The organism is Bradyrhizobium sp. BR14999 (assembly GCF_056106085.1).
Genome location: NZ_CM148536.1, coordinates 7076552 through 7098284, shown reverse-complemented (window position 1 = coordinate 7098284; position 21733 = coordinate 7076552). Strand labels below are relative to the sequence as shown.

The 21733-nt window shown below is 64.3% G+C and carries 21 protein-coding genes; 12 read left to right on the top strand and 9 right to left on the bottom strand.

Features of this window, described 5'->3' with window-relative positions:
• The first annotated feature begins 2 nt into the window (after positions 1–2).
• Complete coding sequence (locus tag ACR9YP_RS33145) at positions 3–1109, top strand: amino acid ABC transporter permease (RefSeq protein WP_438109979.1); 1107 nt, start codon at positions 3–5, stop codon at positions 1107–1109.
• A gap of 216 nt (positions 1110–1325) precedes the next feature.
• Here the strand turns inward: ACR9YP_RS33145 and ACR9YP_RS33140 are convergent, their stop codons facing one another.
• The 3 genes from ACR9YP_RS33140 to ACR9YP_RS33130 all read right to left on the bottom strand — a co-directional run bounded on the left by ACR9YP_RS33140 (position 1326) and on the right by ACR9YP_RS33130 (position 3817).
• Complete coding sequence (locus ACR9YP_RS33140; protein ID WP_438109977.1) at positions 1326–2756, bottom strand: amidase; 1431 nt, start codon at positions 2754–2756, stop codon at positions 1326–1328.
• Between the two features lie 121 nt (positions 2757–2877).
• Positions 2878–3654 carry an SDR family oxidoreductase gene (locus ACR9YP_RS33135; RefSeq protein ID WP_438109975.1) on the bottom strand — a complete coding sequence of 259 codons (777 nt, stop codon included), beginning with the start codon at positions 3652–3654 and terminating at the stop codon, positions 2878–2880.
• Positions 3655–3682: 28 nt separating this feature from the next.
• Positions 3683–3817 carry a hypothetical protein gene (locus tag ACR9YP_RS33130; RefSeq protein ID WP_276484778.1) on the bottom strand — a complete coding sequence of 45 codons (135 nt, stop codon included), beginning with the start codon at positions 3815–3817 and terminating at the stop codon, positions 3683–3685.
• Here ACR9YP_RS33130 and ACR9YP_RS33125 point away from each other — a divergent pair.
• Positions 3810–4883, top strand: a complete 1074-nt coding sequence (locus tag ACR9YP_RS33125) for a tartrate dehydrogenase (protein ID WP_128944873.1) — start codon at positions 3810–3812, stop codon at positions 4881–4883. The genes ACR9YP_RS33130 and ACR9YP_RS33125 overlap by 8 nt on opposite strands.
• Positions 4884–5150: 267 nt before the next feature.
• Here the strand turns inward: ACR9YP_RS33125 and ACR9YP_RS33120 are convergent, their stop codons facing one another.
• The 4 genes from ACR9YP_RS33120 to ACR9YP_RS33105 all read right to left on the bottom strand — a co-directional run bounded on the left by ACR9YP_RS33120 (position 5151) and on the right by ACR9YP_RS33105 (position 9472).
• Entirely contained in the window at positions 5151–6224 is a 1074-nt protein-coding gene (locus tag ACR9YP_RS33120; RefSeq protein ID WP_438109973.1) for a malate/lactate/ureidoglycolate dehydrogenase, read from the bottom strand.
• A 123-nt stretch (positions 6225–6347) separates the two neighbouring features.
• Complete coding sequence (locus tag ACR9YP_RS33115; RefSeq protein ID WP_438109971.1) at positions 6348–7259, bottom strand: NAD(P)-dependent oxidoreductase; 912 nt, start codon at positions 7257–7259, stop codon at positions 6348–6350.
• 12 nt (positions 7260–7271) lie between these two features.
• Positions 7272–8522 (bottom strand): Zn-dependent hydrolase, encoded by a 1251-nt coding sequence (locus ACR9YP_RS33110; RefSeq protein WP_438109969.1) that lies wholly within the window; start codon positions 8520–8522, stop codon positions 7272–7274.
• A gap of 32 nt (positions 8523–8554) precedes the next feature.
• Positions 8555–9472 carry a LysR family transcriptional regulator gene (locus ACR9YP_RS33105; RefSeq protein ID WP_438109967.1) on the bottom strand — a complete coding sequence of 306 codons (918 nt, stop codon included), beginning with the start codon at positions 9470–9472 and terminating at the stop codon, positions 8555–8557.
• A gap of 120 nt (positions 9473–9592) precedes the next feature.
• Here ACR9YP_RS33105 and ACR9YP_RS33100 point away from each other — a divergent pair, with 120 nt between their 5' ends.
• The 6 genes from ACR9YP_RS33100 to ACR9YP_RS33075 all read left to right on the top strand — a co-directional run bounded on the left by ACR9YP_RS33100 (position 9593) and on the right by ACR9YP_RS33075 (position 15249).
• Positions 9593–10408 (top strand): putative hydro-lyase, encoded by an 816-nt coding sequence (locus ACR9YP_RS33100; RefSeq protein ID WP_438109965.1) that lies wholly within the window; start codon positions 9593–9595, stop codon positions 10406–10408.
• An 89-nt stretch (positions 10409–10497) separates the two neighbouring features.
• Positions 10498–11742: an ABC transporter substrate-binding protein gene (locus ACR9YP_RS33095; RefSeq protein WP_128935071.1), complete on the top strand. Its 1245-nt coding sequence runs from the start codon at positions 10498–10500 to the stop codon at positions 11740–11742.
• 229 nt (positions 11743–11971) lie between these two features.
• The gene (locus ACR9YP_RS33090) at positions 11972–12850 is read left to right on the top strand and encodes a branched-chain amino acid ABC transporter permease (protein WP_438109963.1); all 879 of its coding nucleotides are present in this window, start codon (positions 11972–11974) and stop codon (positions 12848–12850) included.
• Positions 12850–13833, top strand: a complete 984-nt coding sequence (locus ACR9YP_RS33085) for a branched-chain amino acid ABC transporter permease (protein ID WP_474217875.1) — start codon at positions 12850–12852, stop codon at positions 13831–13833. Before ACR9YP_RS33090 ends, ACR9YP_RS33085 begins: the two co-directional genes overlap by 1 nt.
• Entirely contained in the window at positions 13830–14561 is a 732-nt protein-coding gene (locus tag ACR9YP_RS33080; RefSeq protein ID WP_438109959.1) for an ABC transporter ATP-binding protein, read from the top strand. Before ACR9YP_RS33085 ends, ACR9YP_RS33080 begins: the two co-directional genes overlap by 4 nt.
• The gene (locus ACR9YP_RS33075; RefSeq protein WP_438109957.1) at positions 14545–15249 is read left to right on the top strand and encodes an ABC transporter ATP-binding protein; all 705 of its coding nucleotides are present in this window, start codon (positions 14545–14547) and stop codon (positions 15247–15249) included. Before ACR9YP_RS33080 ends, ACR9YP_RS33075 begins: the two co-directional genes overlap by 17 nt.
• A 16-nt stretch (positions 15250–15265) precedes the next feature.
• On the opposite strand, the gene ACR9YP_RS33070 is transcribed toward ACR9YP_RS33075, so the two are convergent.
• Together ACR9YP_RS33070 and otnC are read right to left on the bottom strand one after the other, a co-directional pair.
• The gene (locus ACR9YP_RS33070; RefSeq protein WP_245471085.1) at positions 15266–15709 is read right to left on the bottom strand and encodes a hypothetical protein; all 444 of its coding nucleotides are present in this window, start codon (positions 15707–15709) and stop codon (positions 15266–15268) included.
• Between the two features lie 200 nt (positions 15710–15909).
• Positions 15910–16584 carry a 3-oxo-tetronate 4-phosphate decarboxylase gene (gene otnC, locus ACR9YP_RS33065; protein WP_474217874.1) on the bottom strand — a complete coding sequence of 225 codons (675 nt, stop codon included), beginning with the start codon at positions 16582–16584 and terminating at the stop codon, positions 15910–15912.
• A gap of 105 nt (positions 16585–16689) precedes the next feature.
• Here otnC and ltnD point away from each other — a divergent pair, with 105 nt between their 5' ends.
• From ltnD to ACR9YP_RS33045, 4 genes are all read left to right on the top strand, one after another.
• Entirely contained in the window at positions 16690–17607 is a 918-nt protein-coding gene (gene ltnD, locus ACR9YP_RS33060; protein WP_438109953.1) for an L-threonate dehydrogenase, read from the top strand.
• Between the two features lie 15 nt (positions 17608–17622).
• On the top strand, positions 17623–18405 hold the full coding sequence (gene otnI, locus ACR9YP_RS33055; RefSeq protein ID WP_091895286.1) for a 2-oxo-tetronate isomerase: 783 nt from the start codon (positions 17623–17625) through the stop codon (positions 18403–18405).
• A complete protein-coding gene (gene otnK, locus ACR9YP_RS33050) occupies positions 18402–19679 on the top strand; it encodes a 3-oxo-tetronate kinase (RefSeq protein ID WP_474217873.1) in 1278 nt (425 codons plus the stop codon). The genes otnI and otnK overlap by 4 nt, the downstream gene beginning before the upstream one ends.
• Positions 19680–19846: 167 nt before the next feature.
• A complete protein-coding gene (locus tag ACR9YP_RS33045) occupies positions 19847–21538 on the top strand; it encodes a methyl-accepting chemotaxis protein (RefSeq protein WP_438109949.1) in 1692 nt (563 codons plus the stop codon).
• Positions 21539–21733: the final 195 nt, after the last annotated feature.

Genomic DNA, 21733 nt, shown 5'->3' with positions numbered 1-21733 from the left:
GAATGACGGCGATCAGCGATATGCCGGACGTGCCGCGTGCCGCTCGCCGCCCACAGGTTGGAAATCCGATGCTGCGCTGGCTGCGCAGCAACTTGTTCTCGTCGATCCCGAACGGCATCCTGACGATCGTGCTGCTGGCGGTGCTCGCGAAGGGCGTGATCAGCTTCGTGCAATGGGGTATTGCTAGTGCGGTCTGGCTTACGCCGGTGAATGATTCCAGCGCTTGCCGCGCGGTGCGCGGCATCGGCGCCTGCTGGGCGGTCATTCCTGAAAAGTACCGCTTCATCCTGTTCGGCACCTATCCGTTCGACGAGCAGTGGCGGCCGGCGCTGTCGGTCGTGCTGTTCATCGCGCTGTTCTATCTCTCGACCCGCCGCGCCCTGTGGCGGCGCGAGCTCGTTTTCATCTGGATCGGTGCGCTCGCGCTAATCAGCGTGCTGATGTGGGGCGGGGTGCTGGGACTCTCTTTCGTCTCGCAGGATCGCTGGGGCGGATTGCCGGTGACACTGATCCTGGCGACGTTTGGACTCGCGTTCGGCTTTCCACTCGGCATCCTTGTCGCGCTCGGCAGGCGTTCAAAGCTTCCAGCGATCCGTTCGCTCAGTGTGCTCTATGTCGAGCTGATCCGCGGCGTGCCGCTGGTGAGCCTCTTGTTCATGGCCAGCGTGATGTTTCCGCTGTTCATGCCTAGTGGGTTCAACATCGACAAGCTCCTGCGCGCACAGATCGCGATCATCCTGTTCGCGGGCGCCTACCTTGCCGAAGTCATCCGCGGTGGCCTTCAGGCCGTGCCGCGTGGTCAATATGAGGCTGCCGACGCGCTCGGGCTGTCCTACTGGCGCAAGAACCGGCTGATCATCCTGCCGCAGGCGATCCGCCACGTCATCCCGCCGCTGGTCAACACCTTCATCGCCTTCTTCAAGGACACCAGTCTCGTGCTGATCATCGGCATCTTCGACCTGCTGACGACGGCGAAGACCGCGATCATCGATCCCGCCTGGCAGCAGTTTTCCGTCGAGGTCTATATCTTCGTCGCCGCAATCTATTTTGTCTTTTGCTTTGCGATGTCGCGCTACAGCCGGAGTCTGGAGGCGACGAGCGGAAGGTGATCTTCCTTCTCCCCTTGTGGGAAGGTGGCATGGGCGGCCTTCGGCCGCCGTTCTTGGGAACGCCGATGCTTCGCATCGGCTATGGCGCCGGATGAGGGGTTTGCTTCAGCGAACTCCCATGACGAGATTTGCGCGCGGAGAGATACCCCTCACCCGTCTCGCCGCTATGCGGCGATCCACCCTCTCCCGCAAGGGGAGAGGGGTACTGCGCTAGCATCATGGATTGCGCTGTTGCTTCACCCTCGGATCGATCGGTGTCGTGCCGCGCAGGCCCAATATATCCTCCAGCACTTTCGCGCCTGCGATCACTTGCGCATCCGCACGTGGTGCGCCGACCACCTGCACGCCGACCGGCAGGCCTGACGCCGTGAAACCGCAGGGCAGCGACAGTGACGGGCAGCATGCGAGCGTGATGGCGTAGACGATGCCGAGCCATTCGACGTAATTGTCAAATCGCTTGCCCGCGCATTCGGCGACATAGCGATTTTCGACCGGGAAGGGCGGCACGATCGTGGTCGGCACCAGCAGGAGATCGTAGGTCCTAAAGAACTCGACCGCGCGCGCGGTCATGCCGACGCGCTGGGCCTCGGCACGTTCGAGCTGCTCGACGGTGAGCTTGAGGCCTTCCTCGATGTTCCAGATCACCTCCGGCTTGAGCAGGTCACGCTTGGTGCGAAGAAGTTGCGCCTTGCTGATCGCGAAGTCGAAAGCGCGCAGCACGTGGAAGCATTCATGCGCCTCGCGCCAGTCCGGATGCGCCTCCTCGACGGTGACGCCGGCCTCGGCGAAGCGTTCAGCCGCCTTGCGTGTGATCGCCTTGACCTCGGGATCGACCGGCGTGATGCCGAGATCGGGCGAATAGGCGATACGCCTCGGCTTCTTGCCGGACTGGGCAGCCGACAGGAACGACGTCAGCGGCGCCGGCAGCGACAGCGGATCGGCGGCATAGTCGCCGCTCATGGCATCCAGCAGCAGTGCGAGATCCTCGACGTTGCGGGCCATCGGGCCCTGCACGCCGAGATTGCGGTCGATGCCCGCCTTGGGCGTATGCGCGACGCGGCCGATGCTCGGCCGCATGCCGACGATGCCGCAGAAACTTGCCGGACTGCGCAGGCTGCCGCCCATGTCGGAGCCCTGCGCGAGCCAGGCCATGCCGGTGGCCAGCGCCACTGCCGCGCCGCCGGAGGAGCCGGCGGCAGATTTCGAAGTATCCCAGGGATTGAGGGTCGCACCGAACACCTCGTTGAAGGTGTTGGCGCCGGCGCCGAATTCCGGCGTGTTGGATTTGGCGTAGACCACCGCACCATTGGCCTCGAGGTTCTCGACCATGAGGTCGGATTTCGCGGGGATGTTGTCCTTGAAGATCGGCGAGCCCTGCGTGTTCAGCACGCCCGCAACGTCGGTCAGATCCTTGATCGGCACCGGCAGGCCCGCGAGCAGCCCGCGCGCGCCGGCCGGCTTCTGCATCAGCGCCTTGGCGTTATCCCGGGCGCGATCGAAGCACAGCGTCGGCAGCGCGTTGACCCTGCCATCGACTTCGCTGATGCGCTTCTCCACCACATCCAGCAGTTCAAGCGGCGAGACGTCGCCAGACCGCAATTTGTCGACGACGGCGCACGCGGTTTCGCGGATCAGCTCTTGAGACAACTATTTTACTCCTATGCTTGTACTTGGTGCCGTCATTGCGAGCGAAGCGAAGCAATCCAGTCTTTTCACCGCGGGGGCATTTCTGGATTGCTTCGCTTCGCTCACAATGACGGGGATAGAGTTAGCCCCACCCGGCGCTGATGCCGCCATCAACGGTGTAGATCACCCCTGACGTGTAGCCCGAGCGGTCCGACGCCAGGAACGCCATGAGGTCGCCGATCTCGCGCGCATGCGCAGGGCGCCCGAGCGGCAGGCTCTTCTGGAATTCCTTGTAGCGGGTCTCGTCACCGAACTGGTGCTTTGCCCGCGTCTTGAGCAGGGTGACGTGGCGGTCGGTGCCGACAGGTCCGGGATTGATGCCGACCACGCGGATGTTGTCGGCGAGACTTTTTCCACCGAGCGCGCGGGTGAAGGCCATCAGCGCGGCGTTGCCGGCGCTGCCGCAGATGTAATTAGCATCGAACTTCTCGCCCGCCGCGCCGATGTCGTTGACAATCACGCCGCCACCCTTGGCCTTCATCTGCGCATAGATCTGCCGCGTGAGGTTGATGTAGCCGAACACTTTCAATTCCCAGGCGTGCCGCCAGGTCGCCTCGTCGATCTTGTCGATGGACCCGCCAGGGATGTCGCCGGCGTTGTTGACGAGGATGTCGATGTCCGCAGCTTCCTTGGCGAGCCGCGCGATGTCCTCGGATTTGCGTAGATCGACGACACTCGTCGCGGCATCGACCTGGTGCGCGGAGCGCAACCGCTCGGCCAGCGCCTTGAGCTGCTCGCCGCTGCGGGCAGCGAGCAGCAGATGCGCGCCTTCCTCGGCAAACGCCTCGGCGGCGGCCGCGCCGATGCCCTTGGATGCGCCCGTGATCAGGACGCGCTTGCCACGCAGATGCAGATCCATGAAGGGGACTCGCAGGATAGGAACAGGATCAAATCAGTAGGCGCTCGGTCGCGCCATGGTCAACATTGCAGTGCAGCGTTGCACTGCCGCCGCGTTTGGTCCATTGCAGTGCGATCAAAAGGCGGCGGCTGCCGAACCAATCAAGGACGTTCTCGATGAGCAAGAAACAATACCGGATCGCAGTCATTCCCGGCGACGGCATCGGCAAGGAAGTGATGCCTGAGGGCCAGCGCGTTCTGGAGGCGGCGGCGAAGAAGCACGGGGTGTCCCTGCAATTCGACCATTTCGACTTCTCGTCCTGGGACTATTACGAGAAGCACGGCCAGATGATGCCGGATGACTGGAAGGAAAAGATCGGCAAGCACGATGCGATCTATTTCGGTGCGGTCGGTTGGCCGGCCAAGATTCCGGACCACGTCTCGCTGTGGGGCTCGTTGATCAAGTTTCGCCGCGAGTTCGACCAGTATGTGAACCTGCGCCCGGTGCGGCTGATGCCCGGCGTGCCGTCGCCGCTGGCGAACCGCAAGCCCGGCGACATCGATTTCTGGGTGGTGCGCGAGAACACCGAAGGCGAATATTCCTCCGTCGGCGGCCGCATGTTCCCGGACACCGACCGTGAATTCGTGACGCAGCAGACGGTGATGACCCGCATCGGCGTCGACCGCATCCTGAAGTTCGCCTTCGAGCTCGCCCAGTCGCGGCCGAAGAAGCACCTGACGTCGGCGACGAAATCGAACGGCATCTCCATCACGATGCCCTATTGGGACGAACGCGTGGAGGCGATGGCCAAGAAGTTCCCGGGCGTGAAGTGGGACAAGTACCACATCGATATCCTGACCGCGAACTTCGTGCTGCATCCGGACTGGTTCGACGTCGTGGTCGGCTCCAATCTGTTCGGCGACATCCTCTCCGATCTCGGCCCGGCCTGCACCGGCACCATCGGCATCGCGCCGTCAGGCAACATCAATCCCGAGGGCGATTTCCCCTCGGTGTTCGAGCCGGTACACGGCTCGGCGCCTGACATCGCGGGGCAGGGCATCGCCAACCCGATCGGCATGATCTGGTCGGGCGCGATGATGTTGGAACATCTCGGCGAGAAGGAAGCCGGCAAGTCGATCGTCGACGCGATCGAGCGCACGCTCGCCGAACGCACGCTCCGGACCAAGGACCTCGGCGGTAATGCCGACACGACGGCCTGCGGCAAGGCCGTCGCGGAGATGGTGGACTAGCTCGGTGCTTCACCCTCTCCCCTTGTGGGAGAGGGTGGCTTCGATGCGCAGCATCGAGGCCGGGTGAGGGGTCTCTATCCGCGGAGACAGGCCTCTCATTTGAAGGACAGCTCGTGGAGCGAACCCCTCATCCGGCGCCATAGCCGATGCGAAGCATCGGCGTTCCCAAGAACGGCGGCCGAAGGCCGCCTATGCCACCTTCTCCCACAAGGGGAAAAGGGAGGGCAGCACGGAAAGTGACTCTTCCATTCCCGCGCAGCAGATTACTCACCCCACGATCTTCTCGATCGCGGCCTGATCCAGCCCGAACCGCTTCCCGGCATCCAGAATTTCCTGCCAGGTGGTCGGATCGACAGGAATGCCTTCGGCCAGCCGCTTCTTCTTGGTCTCGCGCTCGGGCTCGCCGGCGATTCTGACCTTGTCGACGCCGGGGCCGGGCGGCGAGCCGGTGTGCCAGGCAACGAAACTCTCGACTTCGCGCGCGAGGTTCTCGCCGGTGCCGAGCTTGCCAGGGTCGATGACGATCGAGAGCATGCCGTTGAGGACGTTGTACTTGCCGTCGGACGGGCCCTTGACCACCTGCCCGCCGGAGAGCGCGCCGCCGAGGATTTCGCACACCAGCGCGAGCCCCGAACCCTTGTGCTCGCCGAACGGCAGGATCGCGCCGTATGGCGGGATCACGGTGTAGCGCGGATTGACCGTGGGCTTGCCTTCATCGTCGATGATGGTGCTGGGCTCGAGCTCGACGCCCTTGTTGTGGGCGACGCGGGTCTTGCCCTGCGCGATCCTGCTGGTGGCGAAGTCGAGCACGATGGGGTCCTTGCCCCGGCGCGGGATGCCGACGCAGAACGGATTGGTGCCGTGGCGCGCATCGCTGCCGCCCCAGGGCGCCACGATCGGGCGCGAGATCACGTTGACGAAGTGGATCGAGACCAGCCCGTGGTCGATGCATTGCTCGGCCCAGTGGCCGATGCGGCCGATATGGTGCGAGTTCGAGAGGCCGACGAGGCACACGCCATTTTTCTTGGCGCGCTCGGCCGCCAACTCCATCGCCTCATGGCCGATCACCTGGCCGTAGCCGGTCAGGCCGTCGAGGGTGAGCAGCGGACCGGTGTCGAGCACGATCTTGACGTGCTGGTTCACGGCGAGTCCGCCTGTCGTGACGCTCTGAACATAGCGCGGGATCATGCCGACGCCGTGGGAGTCATGTCCCTTCAGATTGGCCTCGACGAGGTTGGTGGACACGAGCTCGGCCTCGCGGTCCGAGGAGCCGCCGGCCTTGACGATGGCGTGGATGGCGTTGGTGAGCGGCTCTGCCTTGATGGTGCGATAGTCGGCCATTGTTGTTGCTCTTATCCTCTTACGATCCGGCGGGGGGCGTAGGGTGGGTTAGGCGAAGCCGTAACCCACCTCTTCTGTCCCAGCGGAAATAGACAGTGGTGGGTTACGCTTCGCTAACCCACCCTACGAACTTACGATTCGGCGGCAGTGCTCCCACGCCGCTTCAATCAGGTTTTCGCTCGCTTCCGGGGTGCGGAAGGCGGAATGCGCCGACAGTGTCACATTCGGCAATTTTGTCAGCGGATGATCGCCGGGCAGCGGCTCGATGTTGAAGACGTCGAGACCGGCATGGCGGATGTGGCCCGACTTCAGCGCGTCGATCATCGCGGCTTCGTCGACGATCGCGGCGCGAGCGGTGTTGATGAGGATGACGCCGCGCTTCATCGCAAGGATCTTCTCGCGCGTGATCATGCCGCGCGTCTCATCGTTGAGCAGCAGATGCAGCGACACGACGTCGCTCCTTGCCAGCACGGTGTCGAGATCGGTGAATTCCACGCCAGGACAGCTCTTTGGCGAGCGGTTCCAGGCGATCACCTTCATGCCGCTGCCGGACGCAATGCGTGCAACTTCCGCGGCGATACCGCCGAAGCCGATCAGCCCGAGCGTCTTGCCGGTGAGCTGCATGCCGTCCTCGCGCAGCCAGTTGCCGCCGCGCATCTCGCGATCCATCATCGCGATGACGCGGGCAGAGGCCCACATCAGCGCGATCGCGGATTCCGCCACCGCCGTGTCGCCGTAGCCCTTGATCAGATGCACGGAGATGCCGAGTTCGGCCAGTTCCTCCGGATTCATGTAGCTGCGCGCGCCGGTGCCGAGGAACACGACGTGCTTCAGCCCGGCGCACTTCTTCGCGACCTCGGTCGGCAGCGCAGTGTGATCGACGATGGCGATCTCGGCGCCGTCGAGAATATCAGGGTACTGCTCGGGCTTGATATCGGGGTCCTTGTGGATCTTGACCTTGGGATCGCCTAGCTTCTCCAGCCGCTCCATGATCAGGGCAAGCGTTTCATTGGCGTCGACGAAAACTCCGCGCATGGTTCTCTCCGGTCAGGATGCGACGCCGGCGATCGCCAGCACGGTATGCATGAGAACGTTGGTGCCCGCGGCGCAGTCTGGCTGCGTGGCGTCCTCCAGCTCGTTGTGGCTGATGCCGTCCTTGCAGGGCACGAACACCATCGCCGCCGGCATGATGGTGTTGAGGTTGCAGGCGTCGTGGCCAGCACCGGAGGTGATGCGGCGAGACGAATAGCCCAGCGTCTTCGCCGCATTCTCGACCGCCGCAATCAGCTTGGGATCGAAATGCGTCGGCGGCTTGCGCCAGACCAGGTCGATCTTGACCTCGACCTTGCGGCGCGCGGCGATCTCGGCAATCGCGGCGCGCAAATCGCGATCGAGCGCGTCCATGATGGCGCCATCGGCGCTGCGGCAATCCATGGTGAAAGCGATCTCGCCGGGAATGACGTTGCGTGAGGGGTTTGCGATCACGGCCTCGCCGATGGTGCCGACCGCGTTCGGTCCGTGCCTTTTTGCGATCGCCTCCATTGCCAGCACGATCTCGGACAGCGTCGCCAGCGCATCACGCCGCAGCGGCATCGGCGTCGATCCCGCATGGCTCTCGAAGCCGGAAATCTTGCCGTCGTACCACAGCACGCCCTGACCGGAATCGACCACGCCGATGGTCTTGCCTTCGGCCTCAAGGATCGGGCCCTGCTCGATGTGCAGCTCGACGAAGCAGCCGAGCTTCTGGAAACCGACCGGCTTGTCGCCGCGATAGCCGATGCCGTCGAGGGCCTGGCCGACGGTCGTACCCTCGGCGTCCTTGCGCGACAAAATGTCGTCGGTGGTGAAGTCGCCGACATAAGCCGCGGAGGCCATCATCGCCGGTGCGAAGCGCGAGCCTTCCTCGTTGGTCCAGTTGACGACGCAGATCGGCGCTTCGGTTTCGATGCCGGCATCGTTCAGCGTGCGGATCACTTCGAGTGCGCCGAGCGTACCCAGAATGCCGTCATACTTGCCGCCGGTCGGCTGCGTGTCGAGATGCGAGCCGATGCCGACGGGCGGCTTCGACATGTCGCGGCCCTTGCGCAGGCCGAACATCGAGCCGAGCGCATCGACATGCACCTCCAGGCCCGCGTCTTCGCAGGCCTTGCGGAACCAGTCGCGGACCTGCTTGTCCTCGGAGCTCAGTGTCAGCCGCCGCACGCCACCCTTGGCCGTCGCGCCGAACTGCGCGGTGTCGTGGATGGAGCCCCAGAGGCGGGCGGAATCGATCTGCAGGTTGGTGGCGGCTCGGCTCATGCGGTCAGTCTCTCAATTGTCCGGCGCCTTTTTCAATGACGCGCCAGCGCGGGCGCGTCAACCGCGAGGCTGCTCTGCGCAATTTGCCGTGCCAGGTCCGCGACGCGCTCGACTGCCACGACGTCGGGCGAGGCGAGCCAGCTCGCGGTGAAGGTCAGCGGCGCGATCGCGAGATCGGTGTCGAGCAGTTGCAGCCGCCCGTCGGCAAGCTCGTTCTCGACGATGGCGTCGGGGATCACGGCGATGCCGAGTCCTTCGACCGCCATGTGGATGACGGTGGCCAGCGAGGCGGAGGCGTGCAGCCGGATCGGCGGCAGCTCAGGCCGGTCGAACACTTCGCGCACGACCTCGTAAGGCTTGGTCTTGCGCGGAAAGGTGATGATCGGAAATCGTGCGAGCTCAGCCGGCGTCACCGGACCCTGGCCGAGGCCGAGCGAGGGGCTTGCGAGGAAGCCGATCGGATAATCGGCGAGCACGCGATTGTGCACGCCGGAAGTGGACAGCGGTCCCACCACAAACGCAAGCTCGATCTCCTGCGCGAGCAGGCGCGCGGTGAGGTTCGGCGTGATGTCGACCTCGATCTCCAGCGACAGGTTCGGATAGACCTCGTTCACGCTCTTCACCAGGCGCGGCAGCCAAGTGTGCACGATGGTCTCGGCGACGCCGAGCCGCATGACGCCGCGCATCGCCGAGCGATCGCCGATCTCCGCCATCATCGCGGCGCGCAGGCCGATCAGCTTCTCCGCATAGACCATCATCTGCCGGCCGCTCGGTGTCGGCGAGGCCACGCGATGATCGCGATTGAGGAGCTTCACGCCCATCTCGCGCTCGAGCTGGGCGATGCGCTGGGAGATCGCCGGCTGGGTGGTGTTGAGCCGTTGTGCGGCGCCCCGAAAGCTGCCGAGCTTCACAACCCAGAGGAATGTCTCGATCGACCTGAAGTCCAGCATTGGAAGGATTTTCCCAGTCGATAAATAAGATTTATCGAGATTGATTAGAAACGACGATTAGACTTTATAGCACGCTTGGTGTTGGCTTGTCTTTGTCGAGTTTATAGGCAGGTCGATCCCATGACTGTTTTGGTGGCAGCGCAGCAAACTGAAACGCCCGACATGCTCCCGAGCCGCAAGGCCCGGCTCGCCTATCGCAACGGGCTGGTCGCCTCCACCGCCGGCGTCGCCCCAGGATTCGTTCAGGGCAATCTGGCGATCCTGCCGGCGGAATATGCCGGCGCCTTTCACCGCTTCTGCCAGCTCAATCCCAAGCCGTGCCCGATCATCGGCATGTCCGACGTCGGCAGCCCTTACATCCCTTCGCTCGGCGCCGATCTCGACATCCGCACCGACGTTCCGCGCTATCGAGTCTGGCGCGACGGCGAGGTCGTGGACGAACCGACCGACGTGACGTCGTATTGGCGCGACGATCTCGTCACCTTTGTGCTCGGCTGCTCCTTCTCGTTCGAAGAGGCCCTGCTCGAGGAGGGAATGCCGATCCGCCACATCGAGAAGAACGTGCGCGTGCCGATGTATCGCACCAACATCGCCTGCGGCGAGGCCGGACCGTTTGCCGGCCCGATGGTGGTGTCGATGCGTCCGTTCAAGCCGGCGGATGCGATCCGCGCGGTGCAGATCACCTCGCGCTATCCGGCCGTGCACGGCGCGCCCGTACATCTCGGCCATCCGCATCTGATCGGCATCAAGGACATTGCCAAGCCCGACTACGGCGATCCCGTGCCGGTCGCCGATGATGAGATTCCGGTGTTCTGGGCCTGTGGCGTCACGCCGCAATCCGTCATCAACGCCGCGAAGCTGCCGTTCGCGATCACGCATTCGCCCGGGCTGATGCTGGTGACGGATATCAAGAACAGGACCATGGCCGTGATTTAGCAGGCAGCGTTTGCTGCTTGTTCGGGCTTTACCGCAGCCATCAATCACTTCATTCGATCAGCCGAAATTCAGTAACAGGGGACTTTGCCATGACGATCTCTCGCCGCGACGTGTTGTTGGGAGCTACCGCTACAGCCGCGCTGGTGCCGCTGGCCGCGCGCGCACAGACTTCGGAAGTCGTGATCGGCGTGATCTATCCGTTCTCCGGCGGCAGCGCGCAGCAGGGCGTCGATGCCCAGAAAGCCTATGAGACCGCGCTCGAAGTCATCAACAAGGACACCGATTTCGACCTGCCGCTGGCGAAAGGTGAGGGCCTGCCGGGCCTCGGCGGCGCCAAGGTGCGCCTCGTGTTCGCCGACCACCAGGCCGATCCGCAGAAGGGCCGCGCCGAGGCCGAGCGCCTGATCACGCAGGAGAAGGTCGCCGCCATCATCGGCACCTATCAGAGCGCGGTCGCCGTCACCGTCAGCCAGATCTGCGAGCGCTACCAGATCCCGTTCGTCTCCGCCGACAATTCCTCGCCGAGCCTGCATCGCCGCGGCCTCAAATATTACTTCCGCGCCGCCCCGCATGACGAGATGTACTCGGCCGCGATGTTCGATTTCTTCGATGCCATGAAGAAGAAGGGCACCAAGATCGAGACGCTGTCGCTGTTCCACGAGGACACCATCTTCGGCACCGATTCCGGCAACGCCCAGGCCAAGATCGCCGGCGAGCGCGGCTACAAGATCGTTACCGACATCAAGTATCGCGCCAACTCGCCGTCGCTCTCCGCCGAGGTGCAGCAGCTCAAGACCGCCAATGCCGACGTGCTGATGCCCTCGAGCTACACCACCGACGGCATCCTCCTGGTCAAGACCATGGCTGAGCTCGGTTACAAGCCGAACGCGATCGTGGCGCAGGACGCCGGCTTCTCGGAGAAGGCGCTCTATGACGCCGTCGGCGACAAGCTCGAAGGCGTGATCTCGCGCGGCACCTTCTCGCTCGACCTCGCGCAGAAGCGCCCGATGGTCGGCAAGATCAACGCGATGTTCAAGGCGCGGTCGGGCAAGGACTTCAACGACCTCACCTCGCGCCAGTTCATGGGCCTGATCATCCTCGCCGACGCCATCAGCCGCGCCAAGTCGACCGACGGCGAGAAGATCCGCGACGCGCTGGCCGCGACCGACATTCCCGGCGAGCAGACCATCATGCCCTGGAAGCGCGTCAAGTTCGACGAGGCGGGCCAGAACAACGACGCCGATCCGGTGCTGCTGCAATATGTCGGCGGCAAGTTCGTCACCATCTTCCCGCCGCAGGCCGCGATCGCCGAGGCGATCTGGCCGATGAAGTAAGCGGGACGCAGCGCCGGGGCAGGGAATCAAGCACTGTGAGAGCCGAGAAGATCGAGCCGCTAACCGCATTCTCCGTCATTGCGAGCGAAGCGAAGCAATCCAGGAATGCATCCGCGGAGACAATCTGGATTGCTTCGTCGCATCAGCACAAAATTGCTTCGCAATTTTGTCCCGAGCTCCTCGCAATGACGGAGCCCTACCGTGACGTTTTTCTGGTGGAGGCAAAGCAGTGACAGCCCAAGCCATTATCCAGAGTCTCGCGAGCGGCCTGCTCATGGGTCTGCTCTACGGACTGATTGCGGTCGGCCTCGCGCTGATCTTCGGCCTGATGGACGTCGTGAACTTCGCCCATGGCGAGTTCCTGATGATCGCGATGTATGCGAGCTTCTTCCTGTTCGCGTTCTTCGCCATCGATCCCTTGCTGTCGGCGCCATTGGTTGCCGCGGCGCTGTTCGTGTTCGGAGCGGTGGTCTACCTACTCATTGTACGGTTCGCCGTGCGAGCCAAGGCCAATGCCGGCATGGTGCAGATCTTCTCCACCTTTGGCCTCGCCATCGTGATGCGCGGCCTGGCGCAGTTCTTCTTCACGCCGGATTATCGCAGCATTCCGCAGTCATGGCTCGGCGGCAAAACCATCTCGGTCGCCGGCGTCTTCCTGCCGGAGCCGCAGCTGATCGGCGCGCTGGTCTCGATTCTCGCCTTTGCCGGTCTCTACTTCTTCATCCATCGCACCGATTTCGGCCGTGCGTTGGAAGCGACGCGTGAGGATCCCGGCGCGGTGGCTCTCGTCGGCATCGACAAGAACCGCGTGTTCGCGCTGGGCTGGGGCCTTGGCGCAGCGCTGGTCGGTCTGGCCGGCGCCATCATGGCGGTCTTCTTCTACATCTATCCCGATGTCGGCGCGTCCTTTGCGCTGATCGCTTATGTCACGGTGGCGCTGGGCGGCTTCGGCAGCGTGTTCGGCGCCTTTGCCGGCGGCATCATCGTCGGTCTCGTCGAAGCGGTCACCGCCTTGGTGCTGCCGCCGTCGCTGAAGTCGGTCGGCATCTACGCCGTCTACCTGCTCGTCGTCTTCATCCGGCCGCGTGGCCTGTTCGGGTCGATGTGATGGACAAGAATTTCGCCGCGCGGCGCCGCCGCGACCTCATCATCGCCGCGGTGCTGGCCGGGCTCGCAGCGCTGGCGCCGCTGTTCATCAAGGATGTCTACGTCCAGAACATCCTGATCCTGACCTTGATGTATGCGGCGCTGTCGCAGAGCTGGAACATCCTCTCCGGCTATTGCGGACAGATCTCGCTGGGCCACGCGCTCTATTTCGGCATCGGCGCCTACACCACCGAGCTCTTGTTCACCAAGTTCGGCGTGCTGCCCTGGTTCGGCATGCTCGGCGGTGGCGTGGTTGCCGCCCTGATCGCGATGGGCCTCGGCTATCCCTTCTTCCGCCTGCGCGGCCATTACTTCGTGATCGCGACCATCGTCATCGCCGAAATCGGTCTGCTGCTGTTCCAGAACTGGGAGTGGGCGGGAGCTGCGATGGGCATCACCATTCCGATCCGGGGTGACAGCTGGCTGAAATTCCAGTTCCTGCGCACCAAGCTGCCGTACTTCTATTTCGCGCTGGCGCTCTGCTGCCTCGCCTGGTTCGTCACCTGGTGGCTGGAAGACTCCAAATGGGGCTTTTGGTGGCGTGCGGTGAAGGACAATCCGGAGGCGGCCGAAAGCCTCGGCGTCGTCGTGTTCAACTCCAAGATGGGCGCGGCAGCCGTCTCCGCCTTCCTCGTCGCCATCGGCGGCGCCTTCTATGCGCAGTTTCTCGCCTATATCGATCCCGAGAGCGTGATGGGCTTCCAGTTCTCGCTGCTGATGGCGCTGCCGGCCGTGCTCGGCGGCATCGGTACCCTCTGGGGGCCGGTGTTAGGGGCTGCCATCCTGATCCCGATGACCGAGCTGACGCGCTCCTATATCGGCGGCTCCGGGCGCGGCGTCGACCTCATCGTCTACGGCGCCCTGATCGTTCTGATCTCGCTGGCGTTGCCGCAGGGTCTGGTGAGCCTTTTCTCACGCGCAAAAGCTAAGGGGGCCACACGATGACCGCGCTCCTTGAAACCCGTGGCGTCTGGCAGCGTTTTGGTGGCCTCGTCGCCAACAGCGACGTCTCGATCTCGGTTGGCCGCGGCGAGATCGTCGGCCTGATCGGCCCGAACGGCGCCGGCAAGTCGACGCTGTTCAACCTCATCGCCGGCGTCTTGCCGCCGACGCAAGGCTCGATCTGGTTCGACGGCGAGGATGTCACCCATATGCCGGCGGCCGAGCGCTGCCAGCGCGGCATCGGGCGCACCTTCCAGGTGGTCAAGAGCTTTGAGACCATGACGGTTGTCGACAACGTCATTGTCGGCGCTTTGGTTCGTAACACCGTGATGCGCGAGGCGCGCCGCAAGGCGCATGAGGTGCTGGAGTTCACCGGCCTTGCCGCGCGCGCCGACGTGCTCGCAAGCGACCTGGTGCCGGCCGAGAAGCGCCGCCTCGAAGTCGCCCGTGCGCTGGCAACTGAGCCAAAGCTGTTGCTGCTCGATGAGGTCCTCACCGGCCTGACGCCGACCGAGGCGCAGACCGGCGTGGCGCTGGTGCGCAAGGTGCGCGATGCCGGCATCACCGTGCTAATGGTCGAGCATGTCATGGAGATCGTGATGCCGCTGGTCGATCGCGCCATCGTGCTCGACCTCGGCAAGGTGCTGGTCGAGGGCAAGCCCACCGAGGTCGTCCGCGATCCCGAGGTGATCAGCGCATATCTGGGAGATCGTCATGCTGTCGGTGCGTGAAGTCACGACGGCCTATCAGGGCCTGGTCGCGATCTCCGCGGTCTCGATCGAGGTTCAGAAGGGCGAGATCGTCTGCGTCGCCGGCGCCAACGGTGCGGGCAAGTCGACGCTGCTCAAATCCATCGCCGGCGCCGAGCGCCCGCGTTCGGGCTCCGTGACGTTCGACGGCAAGCGCCTCGACGGCATGGCGCAGCACCACATCACCGCAACCGGCATCGCCTATGTGCCGGAGAACCGCCGGTTGTTCCCCCGCCTGTCAGTGCGCGACAATCTCCGCCTCGGCAGCTATCTCTACCGGGGCGAGGCGAACCGCGAGGGGCCGCTGGATCTCGTCTTCCAGCTGTTTCCGCGTCTGTCCGAACGTCTCGAGCAACGCGCGGAGACGCTAAGCGGCGGTGAGCAGCAGATGCTCGCGATCGGCCGCGCGCTGATGACACGCCCGCGGCTGTTGATGCTGGACGAGCCCTCGCAGGGCATCATGCCGAAGCTCGTCGACGAGATTTTTCAGGCGGTGAAGCGCATCCGCGACGCCGGCATGACCGTGCTGATCGTCGAGCAGCGCATGGCCGAGTGCCTCGAGATCGCCGATCGCGCCTACATCCTGCAAACCGGTCGCGTGCTGATGCAGGGCCCGTCTGCGGAGATCAAGGGCAATCCGGACGTCAGGAAGGCGTACCTCGGATTGTAGCCGCTCGCTACGATCCCTATCCTGATTGCTTCTTGTTCCGGTTCTTGCTTGCGCCGCGCAGCGTTGACGCGGGTGCCGAGGGTTGCCCGAAGCCATTCATCTGGATGCAGGAGAGAAGGTCGACATAGCTTTCGATGCCACCGGCGGAGGCCTCGGCGTAGCATTGGGTGCGAATTGTCTCCGGCGTTGTCGTCCAGATGGACCCGAGCTGTTGCTGTGCGGTTTGCTCGTCGCTCATGCAGGCCTCGTAGGACTGCGGCTCGGTCAGCGACTTGTCGATCTCCTGAGTTGCCTTGCAATTGGCCTCGACCTTGAGATCGGGGACGCCGCCGCGCGCGGACGTCTGGGCGTTTGCGGAAAGTGGCAGGGCAATAAAGCAGGCGGCAGAGAGGAGGGCGCAGGATATTTTGAAATCCATGACAATTCTCCTAGCGATCGATGAAACAACTCCTTCAGTCAATTACAGGGGGATCATCTGCTCGCGATCCCGATGATGCAAATCAATTCCGGTCCGCTGGTCCCGCATATCGCTCCGCTCATGCGGGCTACTGTCGTCACCACATCCTCCGTCATTGCGAGCGCAGCGAAGCAATCCAGAGTCTTCCCGCGGAGGGATTCTGGATTGCTTCGCTACGCTCGCAATGACGGGTTAGAGCCGGGCTAATGCCCATCCCCATGCTCCGGCAACGTCACCCCGAACACCTTCACCAGATCGGCCACCTGGTCAGGCGACAGATACCGCGGGTTCATGCCGCGCAGCAGCAGGTACAGCTTGGCCGTTTCCTCCAGCTCCTCCGTCGCGAACACCGCGGCTTCCAGCGTATCGCCGGCGACCACCGGGCCGTGATTGGCGAGCAGCACCGATGAATATTTCCCCGCCAGGCCCTTGATCGCGTCCGCGACCGCGGGGTCGCCCGGGCGGTAATAGGGCACGAGCGCGGTGGCGCCGCATTTCATCAGGTAGTAGGCCGTCATCGGCGGCAGCGCGGCGCGCGGGTCGATCTCGGGCAGCATCGAGAGCGCGACCGAATGGGTCGAGTGGAGGTGCACGATCGCGCGCGCGCTCCCGCGCGTGTCGTACAGCGCGGTGTGCAGCGGAACTTCCTTGGTCGGCGCATCGCCGGAAACCAGCCGTCCCCTTCTATCCAGCCGCGACAGCCGCGCCGGATCGAGAAAGCCGAGCGAGGCGTTGGTCGGCGTCACCAGCCAGCCGTCATCGTCCAGCTTGACGCTGATATTGCCGGAGGAGCCCGGTGTCAGCCCGCGCTCGAACAGCGACCGCCCGAAGCGGCAGATTTCCTCACGCAGCCGTGTCTCGTTGTTCATGGCCGTCATGCCTGCTTGTCTCACGCTTTGGCAGCGCGGCCAAGCCGTGTTATCGGTGCGCCGAGCCGCTGCAAAGGGCGGCCGTCCGGGAAACGTTTCGCAAGGGTTAGTTGCATGTCCGCCTCCACGTCACAAAATCAGCGCATCGCCGTGATCGGGCTCGGCTCGATGGGCTTTGGCATGGCGACCTCGCTGAGGCGTGCCGGCCATACCGTGACCGGCTGCGACGTCTCGGCCGATGCGGTGGCGCGCTTCGTGAAGGACGGCGGCGCAGGCGCCAGGACGCCGGCCGAGGCGGCCAAGGACGCCGATATCGTCGTCAGCGTCGTGGTCAACGCCGCCCAGACCGAAACCATCCTGTTCGGCAAGGACGGCGCCGCAGAGACCATGCCGAAGGGCAGCGTCTTCATATCCTCGGCGACCATGGACCCGGATATCGCGCGGCGCCTTGCCAAGCAGTTGGAGGCCACCGGCCGGCATTATCTGGATGCGCCGATCTCCGGCGGAGCCCAGCGCGCCGCGCAAGGTGAGCTGACCATCCTCGCTTCCGGCAGCTCCGCCGCTTTTGTCAGCGCGCGCCCAGCGCTCGACGCCATGGCCGCAAAGCTCTATGAGCTCGGTGACGCCGCGGGGCAGGGCGCTGCCTTCAAGATGATCAATCAGCTCCTCGCCGGTGTGCACATCGCCGCGGCTTCGGAAGCGATGGCGTTCGCGGCCAAGCAGGGCCTCGACATCCGCAAGGTCTATGAGGTGATCACGGCCTCCGCCGGCAATTCCTGGATGTTCGAGAACCGGATGCCGCATGTGCTCGACGGCGACTACGCGCCGCGTAGCGCGGTCGAGATCTTCGTCAAGGACCTCGGCATCATCCAGGACATGGCGCGCAGCGCCAGATTCCCGGTGCCGGTCTCCGCCGCCGCACTTCAGATGTTTCTGATGACATCAGCTGCCGGCATGGGCCGCGACGATGATGCGTCGGTGGCGCGGATGTATGCGCAGGTCACCGGCGTCAAGCTGCCCGGCGACAAGTAAACTGAGAGGATTCCGATGCCCCGTTTTGCCGCCAACCTCTCGATGATGTTCACCGAGGTGCCGTTCCTCGACCGCTTCGATGCCGCCGCGCAAGCCGGCTTCACCGCCGTCGAGTTTCTCTTTCCCTACGAGCATCCGGCCGAGGCGGTCGGCGAGCGCCTCAAGCGTAACGGGCTGACCCAGGCGCTGTTTAATCTGCCGCCGGGCGACTGGAACGCCGGCGAGAAAGGTTTTGCGGCGTTGCCAGCGCGCTTCTCCGATCTCAAGGCCAGCCTGGAGACGGCGCTGCCGTATGCCAAGGCGACCGGCGTCAAGCGCCTGCACCTGATGGCTGGTATCGCCAACCGCGGCGAGCGCGTCGCGATCGAGGCGTTCTACAAGTCAGTGGCGTGGGCCGCGGAGTTCTTCGCACCGCACGGCATCGACATCGTGATCGAGCCGATCAATGCACGCAACGTGCCCGGCTACTTCCTCAACGATTTCGGTTTCGCCCGCGACCTGATCCAGGAATTGCGACTTCCGAACCTAAAACTCCAGTTCGACATCTATCACTGTCAGATCATCCATGGCGACGTCACCATGCGGCTGCGGGAGATGATGCCGATCATCGGCCACATCCAGATCGCCAGCATTCCCTCGCGCAACGAGCCCGACGGCGAGGAGCTGAACTATCCGTTCCTGTTCGAAGAGCTCGACCGGCTCGGCTATGCCGGCTTCGTCGGCTGCGAATACAATCCGCGCGGCAAGACAACGGATGGGCTCGCCTGGTTCAAGCCTTACGCTGGAGTGAAGCCGTGACACTTGCGTTGGGCTGCATCGCCGACGACTACACCGGCGCCTCCGATCTCGCCAACACGCTGACGCGCGCCGGCTTGCGCACCGTGCAGACCATCGGCGTGCCTGCCGATGATCTGGCGTTGCCCGAGGTCGATGCCGTCGTTGTGTCACTGAAGAGCCGCTCGATCGAGTCCGGCCTTGCTGTGTCCCGCTCGCGCGCGGCGGAGGCATGGTTGCGCGGACGCGGCGCGGGCCACGTGCTGTTCAAGATCTGCTCGACCTTCGATTCCACCGACGCTGGGAATATCGGCCCCGTCATGGACGCGCTCCGCGCCGACTGCGGCGAAGGCGTCGTTCTGGTGACGCCGGCCTTCCCGGAGACCGGCCGCACCGTCTATCAGGGCAACCTCTTCGTCGGCGCCGTGCCGCTGAACGAGAGCCCGCTGAAGGACCATCCGCTCAACCCGATGCGGGATTCCAACCTGGTGCGCGTCTTGGCGCGCCAGAGCAGGACGCAAATCGGCCTCGTCGATCTCGCCACCGTCACGCGCGGGGCAGATGCGGTGCGGGCGCGGCTGGCCGAACTCGCGGGCAAGGGCATCGGTGCCGCGATCATCGACGCCGTGTTCGACCGCGACCTCGAGACCATCGGCCTCGTTGCCGCCGAGCATCGGCTGTCGGTCGGCGCCTCCGGCATCGGCCTTGGCCTGGCGCGGGCGCTGGTGTCGACCGGAAAGGTGCGGTCGAGCGCGGCGGGCAGCGACGCTGGTGCGGCGGTTGGTGGCCCGGCGGCCTGCCTTGCCGGGAGCTGCTCGCAGGCGACGCTTCAGCAGATCGCCAGCGCGGAGCGTGTCATGCCGGTGTTACATCTTGATCCCGAGCAGATCGTTACAGGTTCTGGCGAAGCGCAGCGCGCGCTGGCCTGGGCGCGGCCGCGCCTGGCGGACGGTCCTGTTCTGATCGCCTCGAGTGCGACACCGGAGGCCGTTGCCGCCGTTCAGGCGCGTCACGGCCGCGACGCGGCCGGGCATGCCATCGAGCAGGCGATGGCCGACATCGCTGAGGGGCTGGTGCACGCGGGCGTCCGGCGCCTGATCGTCGCGGGCGGCGAGACATCCGGCGCCGTGGTCGACCGCTTGAGGATTCCCGGGTTTCTCGTGGGCGTGGAAATCGCCGCGGGTGTCCCGGTGCTGCGTGCGGTCGGTGCGCAGGCAGGCGAGATGTTGCTCGCTCTGAAATCCGGGAATTTTGGCGGTCCGGAGTTTTTCTCCGACGCGTTTGGGCTCATGCGCTGAGCGCAGAGCATTCTTAGTCGCCCGTTCATTTCTTTCTGGCTTCCGTACTCGTACGGAGTCGTAGTTAACGCCCGCTCAGGTGCTCTGGTGTGGGATGTCGGCGCTGCTCCCTTTGCTTGATTCGTAATTCCGGACGCGCGCCGGCTCCAGCACAAAGAGACCCGATTATGCTCGCCACTATCTCCATCCGCGCCAAGATCATCAGTGTCGTGGCGTTCCTGCTGGTTGCGATGACCGGCATGGGTCTCCTCGCCGTCACAAAGATGCGGTCGGTCAACGCCAGCACCGTCGACATCGCGACGAGCTGGATGCCGAGTGTTCGTGTGCTGGGCGATCTTCGCGCTGCCGTCATCACTTATCGCAACGTGGTTCGCGAGCACATGCTGTCCGAGACGCTGGACGACAAGTTGGAGGCCGAAAAGACTGCGGCGGCCGTGACCGAAATGCTGGCCAAGTCCCGGAAGGACTATGAGCCGATGATCACCTCGCCGGAGGAGCGGGCTCTCTATACCGAGTGGTCGAAACTGTGGAGCGAGTATCAGAAGGGCGCGGAAGAGGTCATGGAGCTGTCGCGCATGTCGGCAGGCAAGGTTCCGCACGCGGCGCATGAGCTGAACACCAAGACGGTCAACAAGATCGGCCTGAAATCCGACGAGGTCCTGGCCAAGGATATCGAGTTCAACACCAAGGGCGGCGACAAGGCTGCTCAGGACGCGGCCGACAGCTATTCCTTCGCCTTCATGCTGGTTTCGGTCATTCTCGGCACCGCTGTCGTGATCGGCATTATTCTCAGCTTCTATCTCGTCCGTGACGTCTCCAACGGTATCAATTCCATCACCGAACCGATGCAGGCGCTGGGCAAAGGTGACCTTTCGGCCGAAGTCCCGCATCGCGGCGAGAAGACGGAGATCGGCGCCATGGCCGACGTGCTCCAGATCTTCAAGGAGGCGCTGATTGCCAAGAAGGCCGCGGACGAAGCCGCCGCGGCCGACGCCGAAGCCAAGATCGAGCGCGGCCGTCGCGTCGACAACATCACCCGCGAATTCGAAACCATGATCGGCGAGATCGTCCAGACCGTGTCGTCGGCCTCTTCCCAGCTCGAAGCCTCCGCCTCGACGCTGACGTCGACCGCCGACCGCTCTCAGCGGCTGGCGACCACCGTTGCCGGCGCTTCGGAGGAAGCCTCGACCAACGTGCAGTCGGTGGCGTCTGCGACCGAGGAGATGGCCTCGTCGGTCGGCGAGATCAGCCGTCAGGTGCAGGAATCGGCGCGGATGGCGGGCGACGCCGTCGGCCAGGCGCGGGCCACCACCGAGCGCGTCAGCGAGCTCTCCAAGGCCGCCTCGCGCATCGGCGACGTCGTCGAGCTGATCAACACCATCGCCGGCCAGACCAACCTGCTGGCGCTGAACGCGACCATTGAGGCGGCGCGGGCCGGCGAGGCCGGCCGCGGCTTTGCTGTGGTCGCCTCCGAGGTGAAGGCGCTCGCCGAGCAGACCGCGAAGGCGACTGGCGAGATCGGTCAGCAGATTTCCGGCATCCAGGCGGCAACCAACGATTCGGTCGGTGCGATCAAGGAGATCTCCTCGACCATCGAGCGCCTGTCGGAAATCTCCTCGGCGATCGCAGCGGCCGTGGAAGAGCAGGGCGCAGCGACCCAGGAGATCGCCCGCAACGTGCAGCAGGCCGCGCAAGGCACCCAGCAGGTCTCCTCCAATATCGCCGACGTGCAGCGCGGCGCGACCGAGACCGGCACGGCCTCCTCGCAGGTGCTGTCGGCGGCGCAGATGCTGTCGAACGACTCGACCCGGCTCAAGAACGAGGTCAGCAAGTTCCTGACCAACGTCCGCGCGGCGTAGTCCCTCGCAAAGTCCATCGCTCCAGGAAACGAGCGGCGCCAAGCGCCGCTCGTTTTCTTTTTGTCGCCGGTAGCATGATCTCGCTTGCAGGTAGCATTATGGGGAGTTGACCGTAAACGTACGGGGCGCCCATTTTATCGATAGTTAAATTCGCCTTACGAGAATTGCGGGAGACGCCTCGAACAGCGGGGCGTC